Genomic DNA, 26,637 nt, shown 5'->3' with positions numbered 1-26,637 from the left:
CCCCGGTCGCCACGCGGTGACAGGAGGTGGTCTCTTGCCCCATCGGTACTCTGGCTGCCAGGTTGGGGAGGACCGAGTGACGCGGCGCACAGGGAGGTCCGTATGTCCAGCGAGGAGACCCATGTCATCGTCGGCGCGAGTCTGGCCGGGGCCAAGGCCGCCGAGACGTTGCGCGCGGAGGGTTTCGACGGCCGCGTGGTCCTGATCGGCGCCGAGTCCGAACGCCCCTACGAGCGGCCGCCCCTGACCAAGGGCTTCCTGCTCGGCCGGGAGCCCGCCGAGAAGGCCTATGTGCACGAGGAGAGCTGGTACGGGCAGCACGGGGTCGAGCTGCGGCTGGGCGTGACGGCGACCGGCATCGACCGCTCCGCCCGCGAGGTACGGCTCGCCGCGGGAGATCCGGTGCGCTATGACAGGTTGCTGCTGACGACAGGTGCCTCGCCGCGCCGGTTCGAGGCGCCCGGCGCCGACCTGGAGGGCGTCCGCTACATCCGTACCCTCCAGGACTCGGCCGGGCTGCGGGAGGCGCTCTCCGCGGGGGGCCGCCGGGTCGTGGTCGTCGGGGCCGGCTGGATCGGGCTGGAGGCCGCGGCGGCGGCCCGCGAGTACGGCAACGAAGTGGTGATCATCGAGCCCGAGACCACGCCGCTGTCCCGGTCGCTCGGCCCCGAGCTCGGCGAGGTCTTCGCGAGCCTGCACCGCCGGCACGGCGTCGAGTTCAGGCTCGGCGACGGGGTCGCCGAGCTCCGCGGCACCGGTGAGTCGGTGTCCGCCGTCCTGACCACCACCGGGGCCGAGCTGTCCGCGGACGTGGTCGTCGTGGGCGTCGGGGTCCGGCCCAACACCGGGCTCGCCGTGGGGGCCGGGCTCGAGGTCGACGACGGCATCGTCGTGGACGCCGCGCTGCGCACCTCCGACCCCTACATCTACGCCGCGGGCGACGTCGCCAGCCACTACCACCCGCTGTTCGGCCGCCATCTGCGGGTCGAGCACTGGGCCAACGCCCTCAACGGCGGGGCGGCGGCCGCCCGCTCGATGCTCGGCCAGGACGTCGGGTACGACCGGGTGCCGTTCTTCTTCACCGATCAGTACGAGCTCGGCATGGAGTTCTCGGGGCTGGTGGTGCCGGGTGAGTACGACGAGGTCGTCTACCGGGGCGACACCGAGGCGCTGGAGTTCATCGCGTTCTGGCTGTCGGAGGGCAGGGTCGTCGCCGGGATGAACGTCAACATCTGGGACGTCACCCCCGACGTCCAGGCGCTGATCCGCTCGGGCAAGCCGATCGACCGGGACCGGCTCTCCGATCCGGGCGTTCCGCTGACCGACCTGCTCTGAGCGGGGCCTGCCGGAGCTCAGTGGATCATCGACTTTGCCAGATCCTGACGGGTGCTTTATGCAGGTCGGGTATGGTTTGGTCGAGTGAGCGTCGTTGATCAGGCCGGTACCGCCACGGCCGCCCCCTCCTACCCCGGTTTCGTCCGCGAACTGGTCACGTTCGGCATGGTGGGAACCCTCGGCACACTGATCACTTTTGTCGGCGCCAACCTCATGCGGCACTGGGTGGGGGACGGCCCGCTGATCGGCGTGGTGCTGCCCACGATGACCGCGACCCTGGTCTCCTACCTGCTGAACCGGCGCTGGACGTTCAAGGACAGCTGCAGCGACGGCTCACACCGCGAGATCGCCGTCTTCTTCGCGCTCAACGGCGTCGGCCTGGTCATCCAGACGCTGTGCATGGGCTTCCGGACCTACTCGCTCCACCTCGACGGCGCGCTCTCGTACAACATCGCCATGCTGGCCGGGACCCTGCTCGGCGCCGCCTTCCGCTACTGGTCCTACCGGAAGTGGATCTTCGTGCCCGTGAGCGCATAGGCGGAGACCCGCCACGACACCGGCCCAAGATCGCGACATTTCGGTCTTCATGGTGATCAGAGCTGACACACTCGGGGGATCGGCTCGAGTGACATGAGGTCTTTGATGTTCGACAAGCGTCGCATCCGCAAGAACGGCCTCACCGCCCAGGCGCTCGTCCTGTCCGCGGGACGGCACTCCAACATCAGCTCGAACAGCTACCAGAGCTACGACTTCGTGCTGGAGGTCCGGCCGGAGGGCGGGGCGCCGTTCCAGGCCCGCCTGCGCGAGAAGTTCTACATCATCGAGTCCAAGCCGAAGGAGGCCGACCTCCTCCAGGTGAAGTACGACCCGAAGACCCTCCAGGTGGTCTTCGACCTGGAGGGAGACCCGAGGTACGACGTCGAGGCGATGCAGCGGCGGACGGCGCGGATGCAGTGGGAGACCCACCACCGGCGCGCGCAGGGCACGCCGATGCCGCCCGGCGTGTTCACCTCCCCGGCGGCCCCGCCCGGTGCGGGGCCGGTGGGCGACCGGATCCAGGCACTGGAGCGGCTGGCCCGGCTGCGCGAGGACGGGGCGATCAGCGCGGCCGAGTTCGAGGCGCTCAAGGCCGACCTCATGCGGGGCCCCGGGTAGGGGGTCACCCCGGGCCGGGACCCGGCAGGGCGCGCCCCGGGCGCCGGTTCAGCGGTATACGGGATCGACGCGGTGGCCGTCCTGGCCGAAGATGAGGATCCGGTCCAGGTCGACCGCGAGATGGACGTTCTCGCCCTTGGTGAGACCCCTCCCGGAGCCGGCCCGGAACACCAGGTCCGACCGGCGGTGGTGGCCGTGCGCATGGCCGGCCGGCTGGGGGGTCTCGGGCGCCCCGCGCCGCCCCCACCAGGTGGCCCGGCGGGGCGCCGCCTCGGCGGTGCGCGGCGGCTCCGCGGCCGGATCGACGTCGATCGAGGGAACACCGGCCTCGGCGTGCGCGAGCCATTCGTGCCCGTGGAACTCCAGGGCGCGCAACCGCCCGGACAGCAGCGGCCCCGGGTCCCCGGGGGTGCTCGGCGTGAGGGCGTCGGGGCGGATGCCGATGATCAGCGGCCTGCCGTGACAGCCCATCAGCGCGGGCGCCCGGCGGTCGGTCCAGGGCACGCACAGCCGCTGGGGTCCCAGGTGCAGCACGAGCCCCTGGCCCGGGACGGCCTGCCCGGTGGCCTGCAGCAGGTTGAGCTGCGGTGAGCTGAGGAACGCGGCGACGAACGTGGTGGCCGGGTCGTCGTAGAGCTGCTGCGGGGTGCCGACGTCCTGCAGCACCCCCTGGTCCAGGATCGCGATGCGGTCGGCGAGGGTCAGCGCCTCGACCTGGTCGTGCGTGACGTAGACCGTCGTCACGCCGAGCGCGCGGACCAGCGAGCCGATCTCCATCCGCAGCTCGGCGCGCAGGGCGGCGTCCAGGCTGGACAGCGGCTCGTCCATGAGGAACAGCGTCGGCTCGCGCACCATCGCCCGGCCCATGGCCACCCGCTGCCGCTGACCGCCCGACAGCGTCGCCGGCCGCCGGTCGAGCATCGAGTCGATGCCCAGCGCGCGGGCCATCTCCACCACCCGCTCACGGGTGGCGGAGGGATCGCCGCCCTTGGCCATGTCCAGCGGGAACGACAGGTTGCCGCGCACGCTCAGGTGCGGGTACAGCGCGCCGTTCTGGAAGATCATCGCGATGTTGCGGTCCCGGGGGGCGAGATCGTTGGCGTGGACGTCGTCGAGCCACAGATCGCCCTGGGTGATGTCCTCCAGGCCGGCGATCATCCGCAGGACGGTGGACTTGCCGCACCCGGACGGACCGAGCAGCACGAACAGCTCGCCGTCGCCGACCCGCAGCCGGAGCCGGTCCACGGCATGGTGCCCGCCGGGGTAGGTCTTGCTCACGCCGTCAAGGAGTACCTGGGTCACCGAACCACCTCTCGCACCCCCGAGCCTGCGATTACATCGTTGTTCACCAGGCGATGTCCATACTTTCGGCCGCCGTCCATCGAGGCCCGGCGGGCCAGGCCCGGAGCGGGCGGCCGGCCGGCGGCGCCGTTTGCGCCGGAGATCAGGTTCGGTCACACTCCAGATGGCCTGGTGACGTCTATTTCCTGGTGTGATGTTGAATCCTCCTTCAGTACACGGCTGGGACTCCCTGCTGACGCCGGACGGCGAGACGCCGGACGGCGGGTCGCCGCGCGTGCGCCCCGCGGAGGGCGCCTCCCGGTGGCTGGCAGGGGCGTTGGCGGAGGGGGCGATCCCGCCGGAGCCGTACACCCTGCGGCTCTTCGCGCCGGTGCCGCGCACCGGCGGCGCCGAGCGGCCCGTGACGGCCGACCAGACCAACCGGTCGGTGATCGTGGGTGAGCGGGTGGTCGTCAAGTGGTTCTCCCACCCGGCGCGGGGCGCCCGGGCCCCCGGCCTGCTCGGCCATCTCGCCGAGGTGGGCTTCCGGCACACGGCCGAGCCGTACGCCGCCCTCTTCTGGCGGGGCCGGCTGGCCGCGCTGGTCACCGCGTACCTGCCCGGGGCACTGGACGGCTGGGACTGGTGCGTGGACGCGGTCATGGCCGGCGGCGACCGGGCGGGCTTCGCCGCGGCCCTGGGCGAGCTGGCGGCCGACCTGCACGTGGCGCTGGCCACCCCGTCGAGCACCGAGCCGGCGCCGGTCACCACGGTGGACGGGGCCGAATGGCACCGGCGCGCGGAGCGGGCGGTGGCCGAGGCCGGCGCCCGCACCACGGGCGAGGACGGCCAGTGGCTGGAGTTCCGGTCCGCGGAGCTGACGGCCGGGATCGCCCCGCTGGCCGGCGGGGGACCGGCCGTGGCCCAGCCCATCCACGGCGATCTGCACGTCGGGCAGGTGCTGAGGTGGCGGGACGGGTACGCGGTCATCGACTTCGACGGCAACCCCACCGTGGACGGCGCCCAGGCGGAGCCGCAGCCCGCGGCGCGGGACGTGGCCCAGTTGCTGACCAGCCTCGAGCACGTCGGCCAGATCGCGATCCGCCGCCGGGAGGCCGACCCCGCGGCGATGGCCGGCTGGGTGCGGGGCGCGCGCCGCGACCTGCTGTCCGCCTACACCTCGCGGCTGGCCGCCTGCGGCCGGAGCGAGCTGTTCGAGCCCCGCCTGCTGCGGCCCTTCGAGATCGAGCAGGAGTGCCGCGAGCTGATCTACGCCGCCCGGTTCCTGCCGCGCTGGACCTATGCCCCGATGGGCGTACTGAGGAGATGGTTCGGGTGAACCCGGAGCTGTTCCTGGCCGACCTGGAGGCCAAGCCGGCCGCGCTGCGGGCGCTGGCGCGGGCGCTGGAGGGCGACGACCCGTACGGTGCGCTGCCCCGGGACGTACGGCGGGTGGTCCTCCTCGGCATGGGCAGTTCCCGGTACGCCGCGGGAGCCGCCGCGCTGCGGCTGCGCGCCGCCGGGGTCGACGCGGTGGCGGAGTACGCCTCCGCGGTCCCGTATGCGCCCCCGCCCGGGACCCTGGTGGTGGCGATCTCCGCCACCGGCGGCAGCCGGGAGACCCTGGACGCGCTGGCGGAGTTCCAGGGCCGCGCGCCCATCGTCGCGCTCACCAACGCGCCGGGCTCGGCGGTGACCGAGGGCGCCGATCTCGTCGTGCCCATGCTGGCGGGGGAGGAGAAGGGCGGCGTGGCCTGCCGTACCTTCCAGCACACCCTCGCGCTGCTGCTCGCGCTCGGCGCCCGGCTGACCGGCGCGCCGGGAGTGGCGGCGCTGGTACGGCGCGCCGCGGACGCCACCGAGGACCTGCTGGACCGGCGCCCGCGGTGGCTGCCGGGGGCACTGGACCTGCTGGACGGCCCGGACGGCGTGTACACGATCGCCCCGGCGGAGCGCCTGTCGTCGGCGGAGCAGTCCGCGCTGATGATGCGGGAGGGCCCGCGCCGGGCGGCGGCGGCCTGCGAGACCGGCGACTGGGCGCACGTGGACGTCTACCTCACCAAGACCCTCGACTACCGGGCCCTGCTGTTCCCGGGGTCCCGCTACGACGAGCAGGCGATGGAGTGGATCCGGCGGCGGGGTTCCACCGTGCTGGCGGTCGGCGCCGAGGTGCCCGGCGCCGCCGGCGTGATCCGCTACCGGGACGACGAGGACCCCGGCGTCGCCCTGCTCACCGAGACCCTGGTCGCCGAACTCGTCGCCGCCCACTGGTGGGCCGCGTCCCCTCCCCCCACCTCCCCTCCGTGATCACGGAGTGAGGAGGGGGTTGCCGGTGGCCTGGCGGGCGTAGCAGAGGATCAGTTCGGCGGCCTCGGCCGGGCCGATCAGCGGATGCCGGGCGACGATGCGGTAGCCGTAGGCGTCCTCCAGGGCCACGAGATTGCGGGCGATGGACAGGGAGTCGCCCGCCAGGGTGAAGGTCCCGCGCGCCGCGCCGGTCTCCAGGATCAGCTGGTACATCGAGACCTGCCGGTCGTAGAGCGTGGTGAGCAGGGTGGCGTAGACCCGGCTGCGCCCGGCTGCGCCGCCGAGTTCGTTGAGCAGCAGCACGTCGGCGTCGTCGGGGCCGTCGGGCACTCCGGACCGGACGGTCGCCACCAGCTTCTCCACCGGATCCGACAGGTGGGCGATCTTCTTCAGGCGCAGCTCGTAGAAGCGCTCCATGCCGGCGTGATGGGCCTCCAGGAGCAGATCGTCCAGCTCCGGGTAGTGGTAGAGCACCGCGCCCGAGGTCAGCCCGGCCTGCTCGGCGACCTGGTGCAGATGCACCCCGTCCGTGCCGTGCCGGATCATCGCCCGGCGGGCGGCCTCGATGAGATCACGACGCCGTTCGGCCCGGCTCTTGCGCGTGGCCATGGTCACCCGCCTTCAACAGCTGTCCGGCTGAACACAGCCCGCTTTGTCTGGCTATTGACGCTTATGGCGGGAGCGTAATTGAATCGCTCTTCAACAAACAAGCACACCGTTCGGAGTCCTGATGGCCGACCAGCCCCTGACGATCCTGTTCATGCCGGAGAGCGCGTACGGTCCGACCAACAACTGCGTCGGCATCGGTGACGTGCTGCGCCGGCGGGGCCACCGGGTGGTCTTCGCCGCCGAGGCCTCGTGGCGGGGCAGGCTGGCGCCGCTCGGCTTCGAGGAGGACCTGGTCGACCTCGCCGCGCCGTCCGACGAGGAGCAGGACGCCGGCCAGTTCTGGAAGGACTTCATCCGCGACACCGCGCCGGAGTTCCGCAAGCCGACCATCGAGCAGCTGGACACCTGGATCAAGCCGGTCTGGGAGGAGCTGATCGGCGGTGCCCGCTACTGCGAGCCACGGCTCCGGGAGATCATCGCCCGGGTGCGCCCCGACGTCATCGTCGAGGACAACGTGGTCTGCTTCCCGGCCCTGATGACCGCCGGGGCGCCGTTCGTGCGGATCGTGTCCTGCAACCCCCTGGAGGTCAAGGGGCCCGGGGTGCCGCCCGCGTTCTCCGGCTACCCCATCGACGACCGGACCGGCTGGGCGGAGTTCCGGGCGGAGTACGACCGCACCCACCGGGAGCTGTGGACGGAGTTCAACGCGTGGGTGGTCGAGCAGGGCGCGCCGCCGCTGCCGGACCTGGAGTTCGTCCACGAGGGCGCCGCCAACCTCTACGTCTACCCCGAGATCGCCGACTACACCGATGCCCGGCCGCTGGGCGAGACCTGGCACCGGCTCGACTCCTCGGTCCGCGAGACCGACGACTCCTTCGAGTTGCCGGCCGGGATCGAGGGCGATGGGCCGCTGATCTACTTCTCGCTCGGCTCGCTGGGCTCGGCCGACGTCGGGCTCATGCGCCGGGTGATCGCCGCCCTGGCGGCGACGCCGTACCGCTACATCGTCTCGATGGGGCCGCTGCACGCCGAGATCGAGCTGGCGGCGAACATGTGGGGCGCCGAGTTCGTGCCGCAGACGAAGGTCATCCCGATGGCCGACCTCGTCATCACGCACGGCGGCAACAACACCACCACCGAGGCGCTGCACTTCGGCAAGCCCATGATCTGCCTGCCGCTGTTCTGGGACCAGTACGACAACGCCCAGCGCGTCCACGAGCTGGGCTACGGCATCAGGCTCGGCACCTACACCTTCACCGACGCCGAGCTGCACGAGGCCCTGGACAGGCTGCTGGGCGACTCCGCGCTGCGCGAGAAGCTGGCCGCCGCGGGCGCGGAGATCCGGCGGCGCGACGGCCTGCGGCGGGCCGCGGACCTCATCGAGCGGGCCGCACGGTGAGCCCGCGCGCACTGATCGACCCGGCGACCGGCCGGACCGTGGCCGAGGTCCCCGACAGCTCACCGCGTGACGTCCGGGCCGTCGTCGAGCGGGCCCGGGCGGCGTACGAGACCTGGCGCGAGACGACCCCGGGGGAGCGGGCCCGGGTGCTGCTGCGGCTGGCCGACCTGGTCGAGGCCGACGCGGACGGGCTGACCCGGCTGGAGGTCGGGGAGACCGGCAAGCCGGCGCCGGTGTTCCGGGACGGCGAGCTGCCGTTCGCCGTCGACAACCTGCGGTACTTCGCCGGTGCCGCCCGCTCCCTGGAGGGCAGCGGGGCGGGCGTGCTCAGCGCCGGCTACACCTCGGTGCTGCTGCGCCGCCCCATCGGCGTCGTCGGCTCCATCGCGCCGTGGAACTTCCCGCTGGTCATGGCGGTCTGGAAGATCGGGCCGGCGGTCGCCGCCGGGAACGCCGTGGTCATCAAGCCCGCCCCGCAGACGCCCCGGAGCACGCTGCGGCTCGCCGAGCTGGCCGAGACGGCGGGGGCGCCGCCCGGGCTGGTGCAGGTGCTCACCGGGGGCGCCGAGGTCGGCTCCGCCCTCGTCGGCGACCCGGGCGTCGACATGGTCAGCGTCACCGGGTCCACCGAGACCGGCCGCGCCGTCATGCGCGGGGCGGTCGACACGGTCAAGCGGCTCCACCTGGAGCTCGGCGGCAAGGCGCCCGCGCTGGTCTTCGCCGACGCCGACCTGGAGTCCATGGCGGCGGGGGTGGCGATGGGCACCACCTACAACACCGGGCAGGACTGCACGGCCGCCACCCGGGTCTACGTGGACCGTTCCCGTTACGCGGAGGCCGTCGACGCGCTGCGGTCGGTACTGGGCGCGGTGACCCCGGGCGACCCGTGGGCGGAGGGCACCGACATCGGCCCGCTCATCTCCGCGGCCCACCGGGACCGGGTGCACGGCTTCGTGACCCGGGCGGTCGCGGACGGGGCCGAGGTGCTCTGCGGCGGTGTCCCGCTGGACCGGCCCGGGTTCTACTACCCGCCGACCCTGATCACCGGAGCCGGGCAGGACAGCGAGATCGTGCAGGGCGAGGTCTTCGGGCCGGTGCTGGTCGTGCTGCCCTTCGACGGCGAGGACGAGGCCGTACGGCTCGCCAACGACACCCCGTACGGGCTCGCCTCGTCGGTGTGGTCGTCGGACGTGTCACGGGCACTGCGGGTCTCGCACCGGCTCGACGCCGGGGTGACCTGGATCAACGACCATCTGCCGATCGCCTCCGAGGCGCCGCACGGCGGGGTCAAGGGCAGCGGTTTCGGCAAGGACATGAGCCAGGAGGCGGTGCAGGAGTACTCGGTCACCCGGCATCTGATGATCAAGCATGCCGCGCCGCGGCCCCGGGACTCCTTCCGCCCGGCCTGACCCGGGGCACCGGCCCGCCCGGGCGGTCTCACGAGGGAGGCGGGGGCGTGAGGGCGCTGTGTGCGCTCCGCCAGTCCTGGAAGGCGGGGTCGCGCCGGAGGTCCTGGAAGTCGCCGAACCCGGGATCGCGGGTGAGCACCTGGTCGACGATCGTGTACGCCTCGTGGGCACGCCCCAGCGCCAGCAGGATGCGCACCTTGGTGTCCCGGGCGTAGTCGTAGGCGGGCTCCGCCGCGGTCGTCAGCGCCCGGTCGATGACGGCCAGCGCGCGGCCGGGCTCGCCCATCGTGAGCAGGGTCCAGGCCAGCGCGTTGCCGGTACGCCGGGTGACCTCCTCCTGGAACGCGCCGTGGTCGGTGAAGTGCCAGATCATGCCGGGCTCGGGCACGGCGGCCAGCGCCCGCTCGGCGTAGCCGACGAGCTTGCCGTTCAGGACGTCGCGTTCCGCGCCGGACGCGGCGCCGCGCAGGTGCACGAGGGCGTCGACGGCCCCGTACAGCGCGTACACCTCGTCGTAGTCGGAGTGGCGGGCGCCGGGCACGCATCTGTCCAGGGCCTGCTCGAAGGCGGCGAGCGCACCGGCGCGGTCGTGGTTCTGCAGGGCGGAGCCGCGCCTGACCAGCTCGCGGACCTCCTGCCGGCCGGGGTCGGCGGGATCGTCGCGCGCCGGGATGTTGCGCAGGTCGAACCGGACGCCCCGCGGGAACGCCGCGCGCAGCCGGTCGAGCGTGGCGGTGTCCAGCCTGGTGTACTCGAGGTTCACCGACTCCAGCGCCGGCAGCGCGTAGAAGGACTCGGGCAGCGTGGTCAGCTGGTTGAACGACAGGTCGAGCACCCGCAGGCCGGGCATCCGCGCGAAGGCGTCCTCGGGCAGCCCGGTCAGGTCCCAGCGGTCGATGCCGAGGTCCTCGAGGGTGGTGATGTCCCATACCGCGTCGAGCAGCCGGGCGTCCGGTTTGCCGCGGCCGTCGATGCGCAGGGTGCGCAACGCGGGGAGCCGGGACAGGCGGGGCAGCCGGTCGAGCGCCGCCAGGGAGTTGTCCAGCCGTAGTTCCTCCAGGCCGGTGAGGCCGGCCAGCTCGTCGGGGAGATCGGCCAGGGAGGTGTTGGACAGGTCCAGCACCCGCAGGCGCGGCAGCCGGGTGATCGCCGCTGGGAAGGGCACGCCCGAGGGCTCGCCCCGCAGCCCGTGGAGCCGCAGCTCCGTCAGCTCCGCCAGCCGGCCGAGCGACTCGGGCAGCGGCGCCCGCACGCCGTCGGCCCGCAGCACCCGCAGCCCGGTGAGCGCGCCGAGCTCCTCCGGCAGCCGCAGGTCGTTGTCGGAGACGTCCAGGATCCGCAGGCCGGTCAGCCGGCCGATCCCGGCGGGCAGCTCGGTCAGCCCCATGTCCTCGAGGTCGAGCTCCTCCAGGGCGGACAGCTCACCGATCCGGTCCGGCAGCGGGCCGAGGGCGTTGCCGGCGAGGGACAGGCTGCGCAGGCGGGGGAGCGCGAAGATCTGCTCGGGGAAGCCGCGCAGCCTGCGGCCCGACAGGTCGAGTTCGGTGACGTCGTCCGGGTGCTCCAGCAGCCGGTCGAGCTCCTCCAGCGCGACCAGATGCGCGGGCCGTGTCCCCGGGCGCAGGATCGGCCGTCCGGCGGCGAGCGCTCGTTCGATCATCCGCTCGTCGGCGCGGCCCTCCTCGTCCAGCAGATCGGGTTCGACGACGTCGTCGATGTCCTCGTCGTCGAAGTCGACCGGGCAGTTGAGGCGGTAGGGATCACCGATGACGATCGCCTCGGGCGGCTGCTCGAACGCCATCGTGAAGTAGAGGGTGCTGACGACGAGCTCGGCCCGGGTGGCGCCCCGGACCACCAGGCATCCGCCGTCGTCGCCGTGGTGCCCCTGCACGCCGTTGCCGGCGATCAGGTCGCCGCGCACCACCAGCGTCGGGCAGCCGCTCAGCAGGACGTTGCGGGCGCGCAGGTCGCCGGTGACCAGGACGAAGTTGCCGCCGCCCCAGTCGTACCAGGACAGGTCCCCGTCGACGGTCAGGTCCCCGTCGATCACCAGGTTGTACGGCAGCCAGTCGGCCGGCTCGTCCAGCACCGGCTTCATGGTGCCGTCCACGTGCAGGCCGCCGGGGTAGAGCCGGATCTCCTGCTCGTCGGTGAACTCGGCGAAGGGGTAGTCCACGTCCGCCGAGACGCCGAACCGCTCCTCGGCCTCCCCGGCGCTGATGATCTCGTACCGCTGGTTCATGGGCGACAGCCTCCCAGCCCGGTCCGGGTCCTCGCCGCCGATCACCGCAGGTTCGCTGGGACTGCTCAGGGGGAGGGGCGCACCGCCTCCCGGACCGCGTACCGCTCGCCGGTGGTCAGCCGGTGCCGCAGGCGTGCGGAGTCCGCGGCGGTGGCCGAGACCAGCACCCCGGGCCCGGCCAGCGGGAGGACGGCCAGGCCCTCGCCGGTGCGGGGCTCTTCCACCAGACCGGGTCCGGCGAGCACCACCGATCCGGCCGCCGTCGCGGTACCGAGGACGGCCCGGCCGCCGTAGATCGCCGGATCGTCCAGCCGCAGTTCGTGCCGGAGCAGCGGCGCTCCCGCGTACGTCACGTCGATCCGGCCGGTGTGCCGCCCCGGTGCCTCCCCGTGCCGGCCGAGGATCACCTCCTCACGCCACCGCAGCACGGCGCCCTCGGCCAGCGTGACCTCGCAGACGGAGCGATGACGGGCGCCGCTCGCGGCCACCGTGGGCTCGGGGGCGAAGTCCAGCCGGCCGCCCGCCCCGACCCGAGCCCGCACGGTGAACCTGGACTCGCCGTCGCCCGGCAGGGCGAGCATGGCCGCCACCGACCGGATGGCCAGCTCCGCTCCCGGCCCGACCTCGAGGTCCAGCTCGAGCTCATCGCCGCCGAGCGGGCCCGCCGCGGCACCGACCAGGTAGACGGCCTCGCCGGTCTCCCGGACCGCCAGCGGCCCGTCGGAGCGCAGCCGGGTCAGCCGGGTCCGGCCGGACGCGTCGCACTCGGCGGTCACCGCGGCGTGCGCGTGGTAGGTCCTCACCGCCGCGCTCCCGCGCGACCTGTCGTCCCGCTCCCCGGTGCGGGGGGCGCCGGGCGGTTCACGAGGCGGCCACGCCCGCCGGGTGCCCGTGCGGGTGCGTCTCCCGCAGGATCTCGCGCACCCAGGCGGTCACCACGGGCGCGCCGGGGAGCTCCCGCAGCGAGGTGAACGCCACGGGACGGTCCCCGCGCACCTTCGCGGCGTCCCGGGCCATCACCTCCAGATCGGCGCCGACCAGCGGGGCCAGGTCGGTCTTGTTGATGACCAGCAGATCCGAGGTGGTCACGCCGGGACCGCCCTTGCGCGGCACCTTGTCGCCGCCGGAGACGTCCAGGACGAAGATCTGCCGGTCGACCAGGCCCTGGCTGAAGGTCGCGGTGAGGTTGTCGCCGCCGCTCTCCACGATCACCAGGTCCAGCGGGCCGAGGGAGTCCTCCAGCGTCTCGACGGCGTCGAGGTTGGCGGAGATGTCGTCGCGGATGGCGGTGTGCGGGCAGCACCCGGTCCGGACGGCCGCGATGCGCGACTCGTCGAGCACCCCCGCCCGCTTGAGGAAGTCGGCGTCCTCGGTCGTGTAGATGTCGTTGGTGACGACGGCGATCGCCAGCTCCGCGCGCAGCGAGCGGCAGAGCGCGGCCACCAGGGCCGTCTTGCCGCTGCCGACGGGCCCGCCGACGCCCAGGCGCAGGGCCCGGCCGTGCGCCGGAGCGGCCTCGTGCGGATCATGGCCGTGGTCTGCTCCCATGACGGTCTCCCCTCGGAGTCAGGATTCGAACAGGCGGACGTCCGAGCGGACGTGCAGCTCGGCGAACAGGTCGAGGATCGGGGCGGACACGGCGGGCAGCCGCGCCCAGTCCTCGTCGGCGTGGTCGGCCGCCTCCGCGGCGACCGAGTCCACCGCGCCCGCCAGGCCGGCCAGGAGCCGCTGCACCGCGAGCGGATCGAGCCCGAGCAGCCGTACTGCGGCGGACGCGGACCCGGTGACGACGCCGTACGCGGTGATGACGGCCGCCTGCCCGGGGTCCCCGCCCGCGGCGGCGGTGGTGACGCCCAGCACGACCGGATGGTGCGCCCCGCCCGGGACCGCGGCCCGCAGGGCGTCCAGGGCGGGCGCGGGCCAGGCCGTGCGGGCGGCGCGCAGCAGCGACCGGCCCTGCGCCCGCGACGCCTGCCGCTGGGCCGGCGAGGGCGTACGCGCGTCCGCCTCCGCGTCCAGCATCCCCCACCCCCCATCCGCACGCCCGCCGTCCTCCCGCCCGGCGTGGTGGCACGCCGCCGCGGCGAGGGCGGCGGAGACCAGCCCGGCGGTGGCCAGCCGGCCGCGCAGGAAGTCGGCCAGGCCGCCGAGGTCCTCGACGACGCCCGCGGTGGCCGCGGCCTCCAGCCCGCCCGAGTGGGCGTGCCCGCCGGCCGGCAGCCGTGAGTCCGCGAGCAGCAGCAGCCGGGTGGGGAGGCTCATCGGAGCGTGCTCATCAGAACAGAAAGTAGCGCTGGGCCATGGGCAGCTCGGACGCCGGTGCGGGCTCCACCGGCTCGCCGTCGATCGAGACCGTGAAGGTGTCGGGGTCGACCTCGATCCGGGGCAGCGCGCCGTTGAGCGGCATGGCGTCCTTGCCGAGCCGCCGGGTGTCCTTCACCGGGACCATCGCGCGCCGGACGGCCAGCCGCCCGGCCAGCCCGTCCTCGAGGGCGGCGGCGGAGACGAAGTGCACCGAGGTGCCGGCCGCGACCACCGGTGCCGCCCCCCACATCGGCCGGGGCAGGATCGGCTGCGGGGTCGGGATGGAGGCGTTGGCGTCGCCCATCTGGGCCCAGGCGATCATGCCGCCCTTGATCACGAGGTGCGGGCGGACGCCGAAGAACGCCGGATCCCACAGCACCAGGTCGGCGAGCTTGCCGGTCTCGACCGAGCCGAGCTCGTCGTCGAGCCCGTGCGCGATCGCCGGGCAGATCGTGTACTTGGCGACGTAGCGGCGTGCCCGCAGGTTGTCGGCCGGGCCCTCCAGCGCGCCGCGCCGCGCCTTCATCACGTGCGCGGTCTGCCAGGTACGGAGCACGGTCTCGCCGATGCGGCCCATCGCCTGCGAGTCCGAGCCGATGATCGAGATCGCGCCCAGGTCGTGCAGGACGTCCTCCGCCGCCATGGTCGTCGGCCGGATCCGCGACTCGGCGAACGCCAGGTCCTCGGGCACCGACGGGTTCAGGTGGTGGCAGACCATGAGCATGTCGAGGTGCTCGTCGAGGGTGTTGACCGTGTGCGGCCGGGTCGGGTTGGTCGAGGACGGCAGCACGTTGGCGTGGCCGGCGACGGTGATGATGTCCGGCGCGTGCCCGCCGCCCGCGCCCTCGGTGTGGTAGGCGTGGATGGACCGGCCGCCGATCGCGCCCAGGGTCGACTCGACGTAGCCGGCCTCGTTGAGGGTGTCGGAGTGCAGGGCCACCTGGACGCCGGAGGCGTCGGCCACCCGCAGGCAGGCGTCGATCGCCGCGGGGGTGGTGCCCCAGTCCTCGTGCAGCTTGAACCCGGAGGCGCCGGCCCGGAGCTGCTCCCAGAGCGCCTCCTCCGAGACGGTGTTGCCCTTGCCCAGCAGCGCGACGTTGACCGGCCAGGAGTCGAGGGACTCCAGCATCCGGTGGAGGTACCAGGTGCCGGTGACCGTCGTGGCCTTGGTGCCCTCGGCGGGCCCGGTGCCGCCGCCGATGATGGTGGTGACGCCTGCGCCGAGCGCCTCCTCCATCAGCTGCGGGCAGATCAGGTGGACGTGCGAGTCCACCGCCCCCGCGGTCAGGATCTTGCCGTTGCCCGCCAGGATCTCGGTGGACGGGCCGATCACCAGGTCGGGGTGGACGCCGTCCATCGTGTCGGGGTTGCCGGCCTTGCCGAGGGCGACGATCCGGCCGTCGCGCACCCCCACGTCGGCCTTGATGATCCCCCAGTGATCGAGGATCACCGCTCCGGTGATGACCAGGTCGGGGGCGCCCTCCGCGCGGGTCGTCCGGGCCTGGCCCATCGACTCGCGGATGACCTTGCCGCCGCCGAAGACCGCCTCGTCGCCGGCCCCGGCGCCCCGGCTGCGGTCCTCGGTCACCTCGATGAACAGGTCGGTGTCGGCCAGCCGCACCCGGTCGCCGGTGGTCGGGCCGTACAGCTCGGCGTAGCGCGAGCGGGACAGCTCAGTCATCGAGGGCTCCAGGGCCGCCCAGGCGCAGGCCGGGCACGATGCGGTTGCCGGCCAGCGGCACGAGGGACACCTCGCGGGTGATGCCGGGCTCGAACCGCACGGCGGTGCCGGCCGGGACGTCCAGGCGGTGGCCCCAGGCGGCCGTGCGGTCGAAGTCCAGGGCCGGGTTGGCCGCGGCGAAGTGATAGTGCGACCCCACCTGGACCGGCCGGTCGCCGGTGTTGGCGACCGTCACGCTCACCCGCGGGCGGCCCGGGTTGAGCTCCACCGGCTCCGCGCCCGGGATCACCTGGCCGGGGACGAGGCCGCTCACGCGATCGGCCGGTGCACGGTGACGAGCTTGGTGCCGTCGGGGAAGGTCGCCTCGATCTGTACCGAGTCGAGCATCTCCGCGATCCCCTCCATCACGTCCTCGCGGGTCAGGACGGTGCGGCCGGCCTCCATCAGCTCGGCGACGCCGCGGCCGTCGCGGGCCCCCTCCAGGACGTACGCGGCGATGATCGCGGTCGCTTCGGGGTGATTGAGCCTCAGCCCGCGCGCCCGGCGTTCCCGCGCGACCTGGGCGGCCACGTAGATGAGCAGGCGTTCCTGTTCGTGAGGAGTGATCAGCACAGTTGGAGACGCTAACCGCAGGCCCGGTCATCCTGAACGTCCCGAAAGGTGATTTAACCGTTCCGGAACGCCCAGATGGCGGATTTAACACTCTCGTCACACGCTCCGTACCGCCGGCGATGCCGTGCCCGTCACACCGCCGTCCTGATCCGTCCCGGCACGGTGTACCCCGGCGCGCGGCTAGACTCGCCGACGTGGCAGGCCGGATCCGCAACGAGGACATCGCGCTCGTACGGGAGCGGTCACCGATCGCTGAGGTGGTGGGGGAGTACCTCCAGCTCCGCAACGCCGGCGGCGGTTCCCTCAAGGGGTTGTGCCCGTTTCACGATGAGAAGTCCCCATCGTTCAACGTGACGCCGTCCAACAACCTCTGGTACTGCTTCGGCTGCGGCCTCGGCGGCGACGCGATCTCGTTCATCCAGCAGATCGAGCACCTGACCTTCGCGGAGTCGATCGAGCGGCTGGCCGGCAAGGCCGGGATCGACCTCCGCTACGAGGAGGGCGGCTACACGCCGCGCAAGGACCAGGGGCAGCGCGCCCGGCTGGTCGAGGCGCACAAGGCCGCCGCCCAGTTCTACGCCGAGCAGCTCGGCTCCGCCGAGGCCCTCATCGGCCGCCGGTTCCTGGCCGAGCGGGGCTTCGAGGCGGCGCACGCCGAGCAGTTCGGGATCGGCTACGCGCCCAACGAGTGGGAGGCGCTGGTCCGGCACCTGCGCGGGCGCGGCTTCACCGACAAGGAGCTGATCCTCGGCGGGCTGGCCAGCGAGGGCCGCCGCGGCCCCCGGGACCGCTTCCGCGGCCGGCTGATCTGGCCCATCCGTGATCTGACCGGGGACGTCGTCGGGTTCGGCGCGCGCAAGCTGTGGGACACCGACGACGGCCCCAAGTATCTCAACACGCCCGAGACCTCCATCTTCAAGAAGGGCTCGGTGCTCTACGGCGCGGATCTGGCCAAGAAGGAGATCTCCCGGCGCCGCCAAGCCGTGATCGTCGAGGGCTACACCGACGTGATGGCGTGTCACCTGTCCGGGGTGCCGACGGCCATCGCCACCTCCGGCACGGCCTTCGGCGAGGACCACATCAAGATCCTTCGCCGGCTGCTCATGGACCAGAGCGAGTTCCGCGGCGAGGTGATCTTCACCTTCGACGGCGACGCCGCCGGGCAGAAGGCGGCGCTGCGCGCCTTCGAGGACGAGCAGAAGTTCGTGACCCAGACGTTCGTCGCGGTGCAGCCGGACGGCCTGGACCCGTGCGACCTGCGCCTCAAGCACGGTGAGGCGGCCGTCCGCGATCTCATCGCGGCCCGGGTGCCGCTGTTCGAGTTCGCCATCCGCAGCGCCATCCAGCGGCACGACCTGGACACCGTGGAGGGCCGGCTGGCCGCGCTCGACGGCGCCGCCCCGGTCGTGGCGGCGATCAAGGACCGCGGGCTCCGCCAGATGTACGCGGTCAACCTCGACCGCTGGCTCGGGATCATGGACGAGGCGTTCGTGCTGGGCCGGGTGCGCGAGCACATCGCGCGTGCCCGCCCGAACGCCCGCGGGTCCGGCACGGGCTCGGGCGGGCCCGGGGGCGCGGGCGGCCCGGGCGGGTCCGGCGCGGCCCAGGAGGCCCCGGCGCGGCCCGCGTACGACCCGGACGACCCCGTGATCCAGATCGAGCGGGAGACCCTCAAGCTGGCCGTTCAGCGGCCCGCCACGATGGGGCCGGTCTTCGACGCCCTGCCCGCGGAGGTGTTCACCGCGCCGCCGCACGCCGCGGTCCGCGAGGTGATCGCCGGGCTCGGCGGTGTCGCGGCCGCGGAGGGCACGACCGACTGGGCGGTACGGCTGCGCGAGGCGGCCCCCAACGACGAGGTCCGAGATCTGATCACCCGGCTCGGGGTGGAGGCGCCGCATTCCAACGTCGATTCGGACGACCGTTATGCGGCGGCATTGCTGGCCCGAATTCAGGAGAGCCAGCTCACCAGGGACATCGCCCGGCTGAAGTCGAAACTCGGGCGGCTGAATCCGGTCGATCAGGCGGACGACTACAACCGCCTGTTCGGCGACCTTGTCGCGCTTGAGCAGCAGCGACGCATGTTGCGGGAACGCGTCATCGGGACTCATTAGAGCGCACGCCGAGAAAAATGGGTCCTGTGATCTAGAGGTTCCTTGACGCACACTGTCACCGTGAGCCCTTCGGTGCTGCCCAGCGAGGCGCCATCGGTTGAGCAGGTGGTGGATCTCGTCGCACGTGGCAGAGAACGTGGCGGTGGTGTGACCGTCGACGACGTTACTGCTGTGATCGATCGCTCGGACTTGCCGGCCGACACGCTCGAGCGTGTCGTCCGGATGCTCGCAGAGCAGGGGGTGGAGGTTCTCGAGTCTCAGAACGAGACCGAGGAACTCACGCGGGCTGATGAGGGAGACCTCAACAAGCGGGCGCCGACAAGCGACTTGGTCCGGATCTATCTGCGAGAAATCGGTCGCGTACCGCTACTCACGGCAGAAGATGAGGTCGAACTCGCGAAATCAATCGAGGCGGGACTGTTCGCCGAGGAGAAGCTGGCCCGGGCGGCCATCTTGTCCCGGCCACAACGGCTCGACCTCGAACTGCTGGCCCGGCATGGGGTGCGGGCCAAGCAACGTCTCATTGAGGCCAACCTGCGTCTGGTGGTGTCCATCGCCAAACGCTACGTGGGCCGCGGAATGCTATTCCTCGATCTGATCCAGGAGGGCAATCTCGGGCTCATCCGCGCAGTCGAGAAATTCGACTACACCAAAGGATACAAATTCTCGACCTACGCGACCTGGTGGATCCGCCAGGCGATCACCAGGGCGATCGCCGACCAGGCACGCACCATCAGGATCCCGGTGCACATGGTGGAGACCATCAACAAGCTGGTCCGCGTCCAGCGCCAGTTGCACCAGGATCTGGGCCGGGAGCCCCTCCCCGAGGAGATCGGCGCGGAGATGGGGCTGGGCGCCGAGCGGGTCGTGGAGATCCAGCGGATCGCGCAGGAGCCGGTGTCCCTCCAGTCGCCCATCGGGGAGGAGGACTCCGACCTGGGCGACTTCATCGAGGACGCCGACGCCGTCGTGCCGATCGAGGCGGCGGCGTTCATCCTGCTCCAGGACCAGCTGGAGGACATCCTCGCCACGCTGTCGGACCGGGAACAGCGCATCATCCAGCTGCGCTTCGGCCTGACCGACGGCCATCCGAGAACGCTCGAAGAGGTCGGCCGGGAGTTCGGCGTCACCCGTGAGCGCATTCGCCAGATCGAGTCCAAGACCCTGGCGAAACTGCGTCACCCCTCGCGGGCACAGACGCTCCGGGAGTACCTCGACTGAGGTGCCCGGCTGAGGTGGAGGCGGGGGCGGCCCTGGGGGACCGCCCCTCCCACCCTTTCCTTCCAGTGCCCCCACACCGGGACATTTCGTGCCGTACGGTGAGCAGATGCTGATCGCGACGACCGACGGCCTGGCGGGCTATGACATCAAGGCGTACCTCGGCGAGGTCTTCGCCGTGGCGGTGCACGCCGGCCCGGCGAACGCGCCGGGCGGCCAGAGCAGCGGAACGTTCCGGATGCCGGACGACGGCCAGGCCGCGCAGTCTCCCGGCCTGACGCGGGCCCGCCGTGACGCCGTGGAACGGCTCAAGGCCGAGGCCCAGCGCAAGGGCGCCAACGCCGTCGTGGGCATGCGGTTCGACAACGGGCCGGTGGCCGGGAGCGGACACGAGATCTGCGCCTACGGAACCGCCGTCTGGGCCACCCCGCTCGCCGACGCGGCGGGCCGGCCGGCCGAGGGAGCCGGTGCCCAGCAGCCTTACCAGCAGCAGCCCGGACCCCTCCAGAACACCCCGCAGCCCATGGCCGCGCGGAACCTCACCGTGGGCCTGCAGTCCCGGCGTGGGGATCGTCACAGCTGAGCAGGTAACTGTCCCCTTGACGAACCAAGGTTAGGTAAAGCTAATTTAGGCTAGCCTTACCGTGCCTTGTTCTCGTCTGGAGACCCTATGCGTCCTGTTCATGCCCTCGCCGCCGCGGGCGTCACCGTGCTCTCGCTGTCGACCCTCACCGCCTGCGGCGGTTCCGAGGCGAAAAGCGGTTCGAGCAGCGGCGCGATCTCGGTCACCTCGACCGACGACGCCTGCGAGGTCTCGAAGAAGGACCTCCCGGCGGGCAAGACCGTCTTCAAGATCACGAACAAGGGTGCCAAGGTCACCGAGGTCTACGTCTACGCCCCCGGCGACAAGATCGTGACCGAGCGGGAGAACATCGGGCCCGGCACCGGCGCCGAGCTCACCGTCGAGCTGACGGCCGGGAAGTACCAGGTGGCCTGCAAGCCCGGCATGCAGGGCAACGGGATCCGCCAGGACATCACCGTCACCGGCCAGGCCCAGGGCGCCGCCGACTCGCGGCTGACCCGGGCCGTCACCGACTACCGGGCCTACGTCACCGCCCAGGTCGACGACACGCTGGCCAAGACCCGCATGTTCGCCGCCTCGGTCGACAAGGGCGACGTCGCCGGGGCCAAGGCGCTGTACGCGCCGTCCCGGTTCGGCTGGGAGTCCATCGAGCCGGTCGCGGAGGCCTTCGGCGACATCGACCCCAAGGTCGACCTGCGCGAGAAGGACCTCGAGAAGGGCGCGGAGTGGACCGGCTGGCACCGGCTGGAGAAGGCGCTGTGGGTGAAGGGCTCGGTGCGCGGCGAGGAGAAGTACGCCGACCGGCTCATCAAGGACCTCGAGGACCTCAAGGCCAAGGTGCCGAGCGCCGTGATCACGCCCACCTCCATGGCCAACGGCGCCAAGGAGCTCCTCGACGAGGTCGCGACCGGAAAGGTGACCGGCGAGGAGGAGGCCTTCTCGCACACCGACCTGGTCGACTTCAAGGCCAACGTCGACGGCGCCCGGAAGGTCTTCGAGCTGCTGCGGCCGGTCGCACAGGAGAAGGACGCGGCCCTCACCAAGACCCTCGACCAGGAGTTCGGCGCCGTCGAGACGCTGCTCGCCAAGCACGAGAAGGACGACGGCTACGTCTCCTACACCACCCTGAGCAAGGCGCAGGTCAAGGAGCTCGCCGACGGCGTCAACGCGCTCGGGGAGCCGCTGTCCAAGCTGGCCGCGGCGGTGGCCAAGTGAGCGGCGACCCGGCCGCCGAGCCCGTGCCGGAGCCCGCGGGGCAGGGCGCGCAGGTCAGCCGGCGCCGGATGCTGGGCTTCTCCGGCCTCAGCGTCGTCGCCGGTGCGGCCGTCGGCGCCGGCCTGGTCAGTGTCGCCCAGGCGGACGAGAAGCAGGCCTCCGACGGCGTGATCCCGTTCTTCGGCGGCCACCAGGCCGGCATCGCCACCCCGGTCCAGGACCGGCTGCACTTCGCCGCCTTCGACGTGGTGACCGGCGACCGGGCCAAGCTGGCCGGGCTGCTCGAGGCCTGGACGGCCGCGGCGGCCGCCATGACCGCGGGGCGGCCGCACGGCTCCGGCGCGGTCGGCGGCATGCCGGAGGCCCCGCCGGACGACACCGGCGAGGCGCTCGGCCTGCCCGCCTCCCGGCTGACGCTGACGATCGGCTTCGGGCCGACGCTGTTCGAGAAGGACGGCAAGGACCGGTTCGGGCTCAAGGCCAGGCGCCCGGCGGCGCTGGCCGACCTGCCGCACTTCCCGGGCGACGCGCTCGACCCCGCCCGCAGCGGCGGCGACATCGCCGTCCAGGCCTGCGCCGACGACCCGCAGGTCGCCGTGCACGCGATCCGCAACCTGGCGCGGATCGGCTTCGGCATCGTGACCGTGCGGTACTCCCAGCTCGGCTTCGGCAAGACCTCCTCCACCACCCCGGACGCGCAGACCCCGCGCAACCTGATGGGGTTCAAGGACGGCACCCGCAACATCGCGGCCGACGACGACAAGGCGCTCAGCCGGTTCGTCTGGGCGGGCGCGGGCGACGGAGCCGACTGGATGGCGGGCGGGTCGTACCTCGTGGCGCGCCGGATCCGGATGCACATCGAGACCTGGGACCGCACCTCCCTCAAGGAGCAGGAGGACATCTTCGGGCGGACCAAGGGCGAGGGCGCGGCGTACGGCACGAAGCACGAGCACGACAAGGTGGACGTGGCCAGGCTGCCCCCCGACTCGCACGTACGGCTGGCCAACCCCGACAGCAACGCCGGACTGCGGATCCTGCGCCGCGGTTACTCCTTCACCGACGGCTCCGACGGGCTGGGCAGGCTGGACGCGGGCCTGTTCTTCCTGGCCTACCAGCGGGACGTGCGCACGGGCTTCATCCCGCTGCAGAAGCGGCTGACGGCCGGCGGCGACCGGCTCAACGAGTACATCCAGCACGTCGGCTCCGGCGTCTTCGCGTGCCCGCCGGGCGTCCGCAAGGGCGGTCACTGGGGCGACACGCTGTTCGCCTGATGGCGGCCCGGGCCCGGCTACCCGCCGGCGCGCTCGGCGCGGATCCGGGCCACCACGTCGGCGGCGGCGGTCTTGATCGCCTCCAGCTCGGTGAGGTAGGCCCAGTAGTCCGGGTGCGGGCCGGTCAGTTTCCCGGCGGCGGCGTCCAGCCGCGCGACGAGCGTGTCCAGCACCCGGACGTGCCCGGGCGCCGGACCGCCCGGCTGCACCGTGGCCAGGCGCTGGGCGTCGCGTACGGCGAACCGCACCGTCGCGGCCGGCTTGGCCGGATCGGCGGCCGCCGCGTCGAGGTCGGCGAGCCGGCCGGTGACCTGGCCCGCCCGGCGGTCGGCGGCGGTGAGCTCGGTGCGCGCCGAGGTGACCGCCTGCTGGGCGGCCTGCCACTCGCGCCGGCCGGAGTACGCCTCGGCCTCGGCCAGCCGTTCGCGGGCGCGGCCGACCGCCGCCTGCAGGGTGGCGGGCACGTCCTTGAGATCCTGCCAGCAGGCGGTCGAGTAGCGCCGCCGCAGCTGGCTCATAGCGGCCTCCACCGGGCCCTGGCGGCCCGCGACGACGTCGACCCGGGTGCGGATGGCCACCAGCGACCGCTGGACGTTCCCGGCCAGCTGAGGGAGCTCGAGCGCGGCGTCCCGGACCCGCTCGGCGGTCTCCCGGGCCCGCCCGGCCACCTCGAGGGCACCGGCGAGGCCCAGCCCGCCGAGCCCCTGGGAGCCGACCTGGGCCAGCGCCTCGCGGACCGGGGCGAGGTCCCGCTCGGGCCCGGAGGGGTCCATGCCGGCGGTGCGGGCCGCGGCGATCGCGGCCTCGGCGGCGGCCACCGTCTCCCGGGCCGCGGTCAGCGCGGCGGCCAGCCGGTCCAGCGAGGCCTCCAGCCGGGCCAGCTGCGGGGTGATCCGCTCGGCGCACTCGTTGAACCGGGCGGTGGCCTCGACGAGCCGCCCGATCACCGCGCCGAAGGCCCGCTCCGCGGCGTCGTACTCCGCGGGGGTGCGGTTGGGGTCGTTGAGATCGTGGGCGTCGACGATCGCGATGTAGGCGGACGCCGCGGTGTCGGCCGTCTCGGTCAGCGCCGCGAACTCGGCCTGGGTGCGGCGCGCGCCGTCGCGGTCCAGGTCCGCGAAGATCATCACCCGTCCGGCGACATAACGCTGTGCCTGGTCCATCTCGTAGAAGGCGTTCGCCGCCGCGTCCTTGGCGGCGGTCGCCGCCGCCAGGGCCTGAGCCCCCCGGCCACGGCCGGATCTCTGCACGGCGACCTCCCTTTCCGATCAGGCTCCGCCGGTCTTCAGTGTCGCGCACGCGCCGCGCGGGGAGGCCGTCGAGGACTCCGCGCGGCGGCACGGACCTCGCGACCTTTGTTCCCGCCCGGCAAAGGGAACGTTAACCTTGCGAACAACGTCGTAGTCCCGGACGTTGAGCAGAGTGAACACCATTGGAACCTGGGAGGCCCGATGTTCGTCACCTTGACGAAGAGCGGTGACGTTCCGGTCACCAAGCGGGATCCTGGGCCGGGTGGGTCAGGGGCCGGCATCCGGCCGGCCGGCATCGCCGTGGACTTCGGCGTCACCTTCTGACGACGATCTGACGAGAGGGAAACACAACTCATGGGAGTCTCCCTGGCCAAGGGCGGCAACGTCTCTTTGACGAAGGCCGCTCCGAACCTCACCGCCGTCCTCGTCGGGCTCGGCTGGGACGTGCGGACCACGACCGGCACCGAATTCGACCTGGACGCGTCGGCGCTGCTGCTGGACGGCGCGGGCAAGGTGCTGTCCGACCAGCACTTCGTGTTCTTCAACAACCTGCGCAGCCCGGACGGCTCGGTCGAGCACGCCGGTGACAACCTCACCGGAGCCGGCGAGGGCGACGACGAGGTCGTGCGGGTGAGCCTGAACACCGTGCCCCCCGAGTGCGAGCGCATCGTGTTCCCGGTGTCGATCTATGACGCCGACAACCGCGGCCAGGCCTTCGGGCAGGTGCGCAACGCCTTCATCCGGGTGGTGGACCAGGCCGACAACTCCGAGCTCGCGCGCTACGACCTCTCCGAGGACGCCTCCACCGAGACCGCCATGGTGTTCGGCGAGCTCTACCGCAACCAGGGCGAGTGGAAGTTCCGCGCCGTGGGCCAGGGATACGCGTCCGGGCTCGCCGGCATCGCCATGGACTTCGGTGTCAACGTCGGATGATCTTCCAAACGTTCCGCTGGTCCTTCGCCATCACCGCAGCCGGCCTGCTGGCCGCGGTCGTGCTCGGCGGCCCGACGGCACTGGCGACGGTGGCGATCCTCGCCGTCCTGGAGATCTCGCTGTCCTTCGACAACGCCGTGGTCAACGCCAAGGTGCTCGAGCGGATGAGCGAGTTCTGGCAGAAGATCTTCCTGACCATCGGCATCGCGGTCGCGGTCTTCGGCATGCGCCTGCTGTTCCCGTTGGTCATCGTCGGCATCACCGCCAAGCTCAACCCGCTGCAGGCGCTCGACCTGGCCATGAACGACGGGGCGGCCTACGCGGCGAAGCTCGACGAGGCCCATCCGATGATCGCCGCCTTCGGCGGGATATTCCTGCTGCTGCTGTTCCTCGACTTCATCTTCGAGGAGCGCGCGGTGAAGTGGCTGGGCTGGCTGGAACGCCCGCTCGCCAAGATCGGCAGGCTTGACCACCTGTCGGTCGTGGTGGCATCGATCGCGCTGGCGGTCGTCGGCGGCATCTTCGCCGACGACCCCTCGCCAGTGATGATCGCCGGTGTGCTCGGCATCGTGACCTACCTGCTGGTCAACGGGCTGGGTGAGCTGTTCGTGGCGCAGGGCGCGGAGATGGCGGCCGGGAGCTCCGACGACGACCCGGAGGAGTCCGGCGAGCCGGAGCGCACCGGGCCGAACAAAGCGGTCCTGGCCACCGGCAAGGCCGCGTTCTTCCTCTTCCTGTACCTCGAGGTGCTGGACGCCTCGTTCTCCTTCGACGGTGTGATCGGCGCGTTCGCGATCAGCAGCAACCTGTTCATCATCGCCGCCGGCCTCGGCATCGGCGCGCTGTACATCCGCTCGCTTACGGTCTACCTCGTCAAGAAGGGCAGCCTGGCGGAGTACATCTACCTGGAGCACGGAGCGCACTGGGCGATCGGCGCCCTCGCGGTCACCATGCTGGTCGGTGTCTCCCGGGAGGTTCCCGAGGTCGTCAGCGGCCTCACCGGCGCGATCCTGATCATCGCCTCGATGCTCTCCTCGATCATCCGGAACCGGCGAGCGAGACTTCCCGCCGGCGGAGCGGCCGGAAAAAAGGAATTCGAGTTCAGCCGCGTGTGACCGGATCAACCCCCGATGAAGGAACACACGTATGTCGATATCGCTCCAAAAGGGACAAAAGGTCTCGCTGACCAAACCGGGCGGCGGGACACTGACCCAGGTCCGGATGGGCCTGGGCTGGGACGCGGCGCCCAAGAAGGGCCTGTTCGGGTCCAGGCCCCAGACCATCGACCTCGACGCCTCCTGCCTGCTCTTCGACGGCGGCGGCAACCTCGCCGACGCCGTCTGGTTCCGGCAGCTGCGCAGCAAGGACGGGTCGGTCCTGCACACCGGCGACAACACGACCGGCGCCGGTGAGGGCGACGACGAGTCCATCAGGGTCGACCTGACCGGGGTCCCGGCGCAGGTCGACCAGCTGGTCTTCACGGTCAACTCGTTCACCGGGCAGGACTTCTCCCAGATCCAGAACGCCTTCTGCCGGCTCATCGACGAGAGCAACGGCCAGGAGATCGCCCGGTACGAGCTGTCGGGCGGCGGTTCGCACAGCGCGCAGATCATGGCGAAGGTCTCCCGGGACGGTCAGGGCTGGTCCATGACCGCGATCGGTGCTCCCGCGACCGGGCGCACCTTCCAGCACCTGCTGCCCGCGGTTGCGGCGTTCCTGTAG

The 26,637-nt window shown here is 72.3% G+C and carries 26 protein-coding genes; 16 read left to right on the top strand and 10 right to left on the bottom strand.

What is annotated here, in order from left to right; all coding sequences use genetic code 11:
* Positions 1–102: 102 nt before the first annotated feature.
* The 3 genes from ACRYCC_RS35660 (at position 103) to ACRYCC_RS35650 (ending at position 2,490) form a co-directional block, all read left to right on the top strand.
* A complete protein-coding gene (locus tag ACRYCC_RS35660) occupies positions 103–1,335 on the top strand; it encodes an NAD(P)/FAD-dependent oxidoreductase (RefSeq protein ID WP_433818351.1) in 1,233 nt (410 codons plus the stop codon).
* Positions 1,336–1,419: 84 nt separating this feature from the next.
* Complete coding sequence (locus tag ACRYCC_RS35655; RefSeq protein ID WP_433818350.1) at positions 1,420–1,872, top strand: GtrA family protein; 453 nt, start codon at positions 1,420–1,422, stop codon at positions 1,870–1,872.
* A 105-nt stretch (positions 1,873–1,977) separates the two neighbouring features.
* On the top strand, positions 1,978–2,490 hold the full coding sequence (locus ACRYCC_RS35650; RefSeq protein ID WP_433818349.1) for an SHOCT domain-containing protein: 513 nt from the start codon (positions 1,978–1,980) through the stop codon (positions 2,488–2,490).
* A 48-nt stretch (positions 2,491–2,538) separates the two neighbouring features.
* On the opposite strand, the gene ACRYCC_RS35645 is transcribed toward ACRYCC_RS35650, so the two are convergent.
* Complete coding sequence (locus ACRYCC_RS35645) at positions 2,539–3,792, bottom strand: ABC transporter ATP-binding protein (RefSeq protein WP_433818348.1); 1,254 nt, start codon at positions 3,790–3,792, stop codon at positions 2,539–2,541.
* A 193-nt stretch (positions 3,793–3,985) separates the two neighbouring features.
* Here ACRYCC_RS35645 and ACRYCC_RS35640 point away from each other — a divergent pair, with 193 nt between their 5' ends.
* Together ACRYCC_RS35640 and ACRYCC_RS35635 are read left to right on the top strand one after the other, a co-directional pair.
* On the top strand, positions 3,986–5,110 hold the full coding sequence (locus ACRYCC_RS35640; RefSeq protein WP_433818347.1) for a hypothetical protein: 1,125 nt from the start codon (positions 3,986–3,988) through the stop codon (positions 5,108–5,110).
* Positions 5,098–6,078: an SIS domain-containing protein gene (locus ACRYCC_RS35635; protein ID WP_433818345.1), complete on the top strand. Its 981-nt coding sequence runs from the start codon at positions 5,098–5,100 to the stop codon at positions 6,076–6,078. Before ACRYCC_RS35640 ends, ACRYCC_RS35635 begins: the two co-directional genes overlap by 13 nt.
* Here the strand turns inward: ACRYCC_RS35635 and ACRYCC_RS35630 are convergent, their stop codons facing one another.
* Positions 6,079–6,687, bottom strand: coding sequence for a TetR/AcrR family transcriptional regulator (locus ACRYCC_RS35630; protein WP_433818344.1), 609 nt, complete (start codon positions 6,685–6,687; stop codon positions 6,079–6,081).
* Positions 6,688–6,808: 121 nt separating this feature from the next.
* Here ACRYCC_RS35630 and ACRYCC_RS35625 point away from each other — a divergent pair, with 121 nt between their 5' ends.
* Together ACRYCC_RS35625 and ACRYCC_RS35620 are read left to right on the top strand one after the other, a co-directional pair.
* Positions 6,809–8,086 (top strand): glycosyltransferase, encoded by a 1,278-nt coding sequence (locus tag ACRYCC_RS35625; protein WP_433818343.1) that lies wholly within the window; start codon positions 6,809–6,811, stop codon positions 8,084–8,086.
* Positions 8,083–9,495, top strand: coding sequence for an aminobutyraldehyde dehydrogenase (locus ACRYCC_RS35620; RefSeq protein ID WP_433818342.1), 1,413 nt, complete (start codon positions 8,083–8,085; stop codon positions 9,493–9,495). Before ACRYCC_RS35625 ends, ACRYCC_RS35620 begins: the two co-directional genes overlap by 4 nt.
* Positions 9,496–9,523: 28 nt before the next feature.
* Here the strand turns inward: ACRYCC_RS35620 and ACRYCC_RS35615 are convergent, their stop codons facing one another.
* The 7 genes from ACRYCC_RS35615 to ACRYCC_RS35585 form a co-directional block, all read right to left on the bottom strand.
* Positions 9,524–11,737 (bottom strand): leucine-rich repeat domain-containing protein, encoded by a 2,214-nt coding sequence (locus tag ACRYCC_RS35615; protein WP_433818341.1) that lies wholly within the window; start codon positions 11,735–11,737, stop codon positions 9,524–9,526.
* Between the two features lie 65 nt (positions 11,738–11,802).
* Positions 11,803–12,540 (bottom strand): urease accessory protein UreD, encoded by a 738-nt coding sequence (locus tag ACRYCC_RS35610; RefSeq protein ID WP_433818340.1) that lies wholly within the window; start codon positions 12,538–12,540, stop codon positions 11,803–11,805.
* A 58-nt stretch (positions 12,541–12,598) separates the two neighbouring features.
* A complete protein-coding gene (gene ureG, locus ACRYCC_RS35605) occupies positions 12,599–13,285 on the bottom strand; it encodes an urease accessory protein UreG (protein WP_433818339.1) in 687 nt (228 codons plus the stop codon).
* Between the two features lie 18 nt (positions 13,286–13,303).
* Entirely contained in the window at positions 13,304–13,999 is a 696-nt protein-coding gene (locus tag ACRYCC_RS35600) for an urease accessory protein UreF (protein ID WP_433818338.1), read from the bottom strand.
* Positions 14,000–14,012: 13 nt separating this feature from the next.
* Positions 14,013–15,722: an urease subunit alpha gene (locus tag ACRYCC_RS35595; RefSeq protein ID WP_433818336.1), complete on the bottom strand. Its 1,710-nt coding sequence runs from the start codon at positions 15,720–15,722 to the stop codon at positions 14,013–14,015.
* On the bottom strand, positions 15,715–16,035 hold the full coding sequence (locus ACRYCC_RS35590) for an urease subunit beta (protein ID WP_433818335.1): 321 nt from the start codon (positions 16,033–16,035) through the stop codon (positions 15,715–15,717). Before ACRYCC_RS35590 ends, ACRYCC_RS35595 begins: the two co-directional genes overlap by 8 nt.
* Positions 16,032–16,334, bottom strand: a complete 303-nt coding sequence (locus ACRYCC_RS35585) for an urease subunit gamma (RefSeq protein WP_433818334.1) — start codon at positions 16,332–16,334, stop codon at positions 16,032–16,034. Before ACRYCC_RS35585 ends, ACRYCC_RS35590 begins: the two co-directional genes overlap by 4 nt.
* 194 nt (positions 16,335–16,528) lie before the next feature.
* Here ACRYCC_RS35585 and dnaG point away from each other — a divergent pair, with 194 nt between their 5' ends.
* The 5 genes from dnaG (at position 16,529) to efeB (ending at position 22,732) form a co-directional block, all read left to right on the top strand.
* On the top strand, positions 16,529–18,445 hold the full coding sequence (dnaG, locus tag ACRYCC_RS35580; protein WP_433818333.1) for a DNA primase: 1,917 nt from the start codon (positions 16,529–16,531) through the stop codon (positions 18,443–18,445).
* Between the two features lie 72 nt (positions 18,446–18,517).
* Entirely contained in the window at positions 18,518–19,666 is a 1,149-nt protein-coding gene (gene rpoD / locus ACRYCC_RS35575; RefSeq protein WP_433818465.1) for an RNA polymerase sigma factor RpoD, read from the top strand.
* Positions 19,667–19,772: 106 nt separating this feature from the next.
* On the top strand, positions 19,773–20,246 hold the full coding sequence (locus tag ACRYCC_RS35570; RefSeq protein WP_433818332.1) for a YbjQ family protein: 474 nt from the start codon (positions 19,773–19,775) through the stop codon (positions 20,244–20,246).
* 87 nt (positions 20,247–20,333) lie between these two features.
* Entirely contained in the window at positions 20,334–21,461 is a 1,128-nt protein-coding gene (efeO, locus tag ACRYCC_RS35565) for an iron uptake system protein EfeO (RefSeq protein ID WP_433818331.1), read from the top strand.
* Positions 21,458–22,732 carry an iron uptake transporter deferrochelatase/peroxidase subunit gene (gene efeB / locus ACRYCC_RS35560; protein WP_433818330.1) on the top strand — a complete coding sequence of 425 codons (1,275 nt, stop codon included), beginning with the start codon at positions 21,458–21,460 and terminating at the stop codon, positions 22,730–22,732. Before efeO ends, efeB begins: the two co-directional genes overlap by 4 nt.
* Before the next feature lie 17 nt (positions 22,733–22,749).
* Here efeB and ACRYCC_RS35555 read toward each other — a convergent pair whose 3' ends face one another.
* Positions 22,750–23,982, bottom strand: coding sequence for a molecular chaperone DnaJ (locus tag ACRYCC_RS35555; RefSeq protein WP_433818329.1), 1,233 nt, complete (start codon positions 23,980–23,982; stop codon positions 22,750–22,752).
* Between the two features lie 201 nt (positions 23,983–24,183).
* Here ACRYCC_RS35555 and ACRYCC_RS35550 point away from each other — a divergent pair, with 201 nt between their 5' ends.
* The 4 genes from ACRYCC_RS35550 to ACRYCC_RS35535 are packed head-to-tail and all read left to right on the top strand — an operon-like array spanning position 24,184 to position 26,637.
* A complete protein-coding gene (locus ACRYCC_RS35550; protein WP_433818327.1) occupies positions 24,184–24,306 on the top strand; it encodes a hypothetical protein in 123 nt (40 codons plus the stop codon).
* 30 nt (positions 24,307–24,336) lie between these two features.
* The gene (locus ACRYCC_RS35545) at positions 24,337–24,915 is read left to right on the top strand and encodes a TerD family protein (protein ID WP_433818325.1); all 579 of its coding nucleotides are present in this window, start codon (positions 24,337–24,339) and stop codon (positions 24,913–24,915) included.
* Complete coding sequence (locus ACRYCC_RS35540) at positions 24,912–26,030, top strand: DUF475 domain-containing protein (protein ID WP_433818323.1); 1,119 nt, start codon at positions 24,912–24,914, stop codon at positions 26,028–26,030. Before ACRYCC_RS35545 ends, ACRYCC_RS35540 begins: the two co-directional genes overlap by 4 nt.
* Positions 26,031–26,061: 31 nt before the next feature.
* Entirely contained in the window at positions 26,062–26,637 is a 576-nt protein-coding gene (locus ACRYCC_RS35535) for a TerD family protein (protein ID WP_433818322.1), read from the top strand.

It is taken from the genome of Actinomadura scrupuli (assembly GCF_050971785.1).
Classification (GTDB): Bacteria; Actinomycetota; Actinomycetes; order Streptosporangiales; family Streptosporangiaceae; genus Actinomadura_E; species Actinomadura_E scrupuli.
This window is presented reverse-complemented; position numbering and strand designations above follow the sequence as displayed.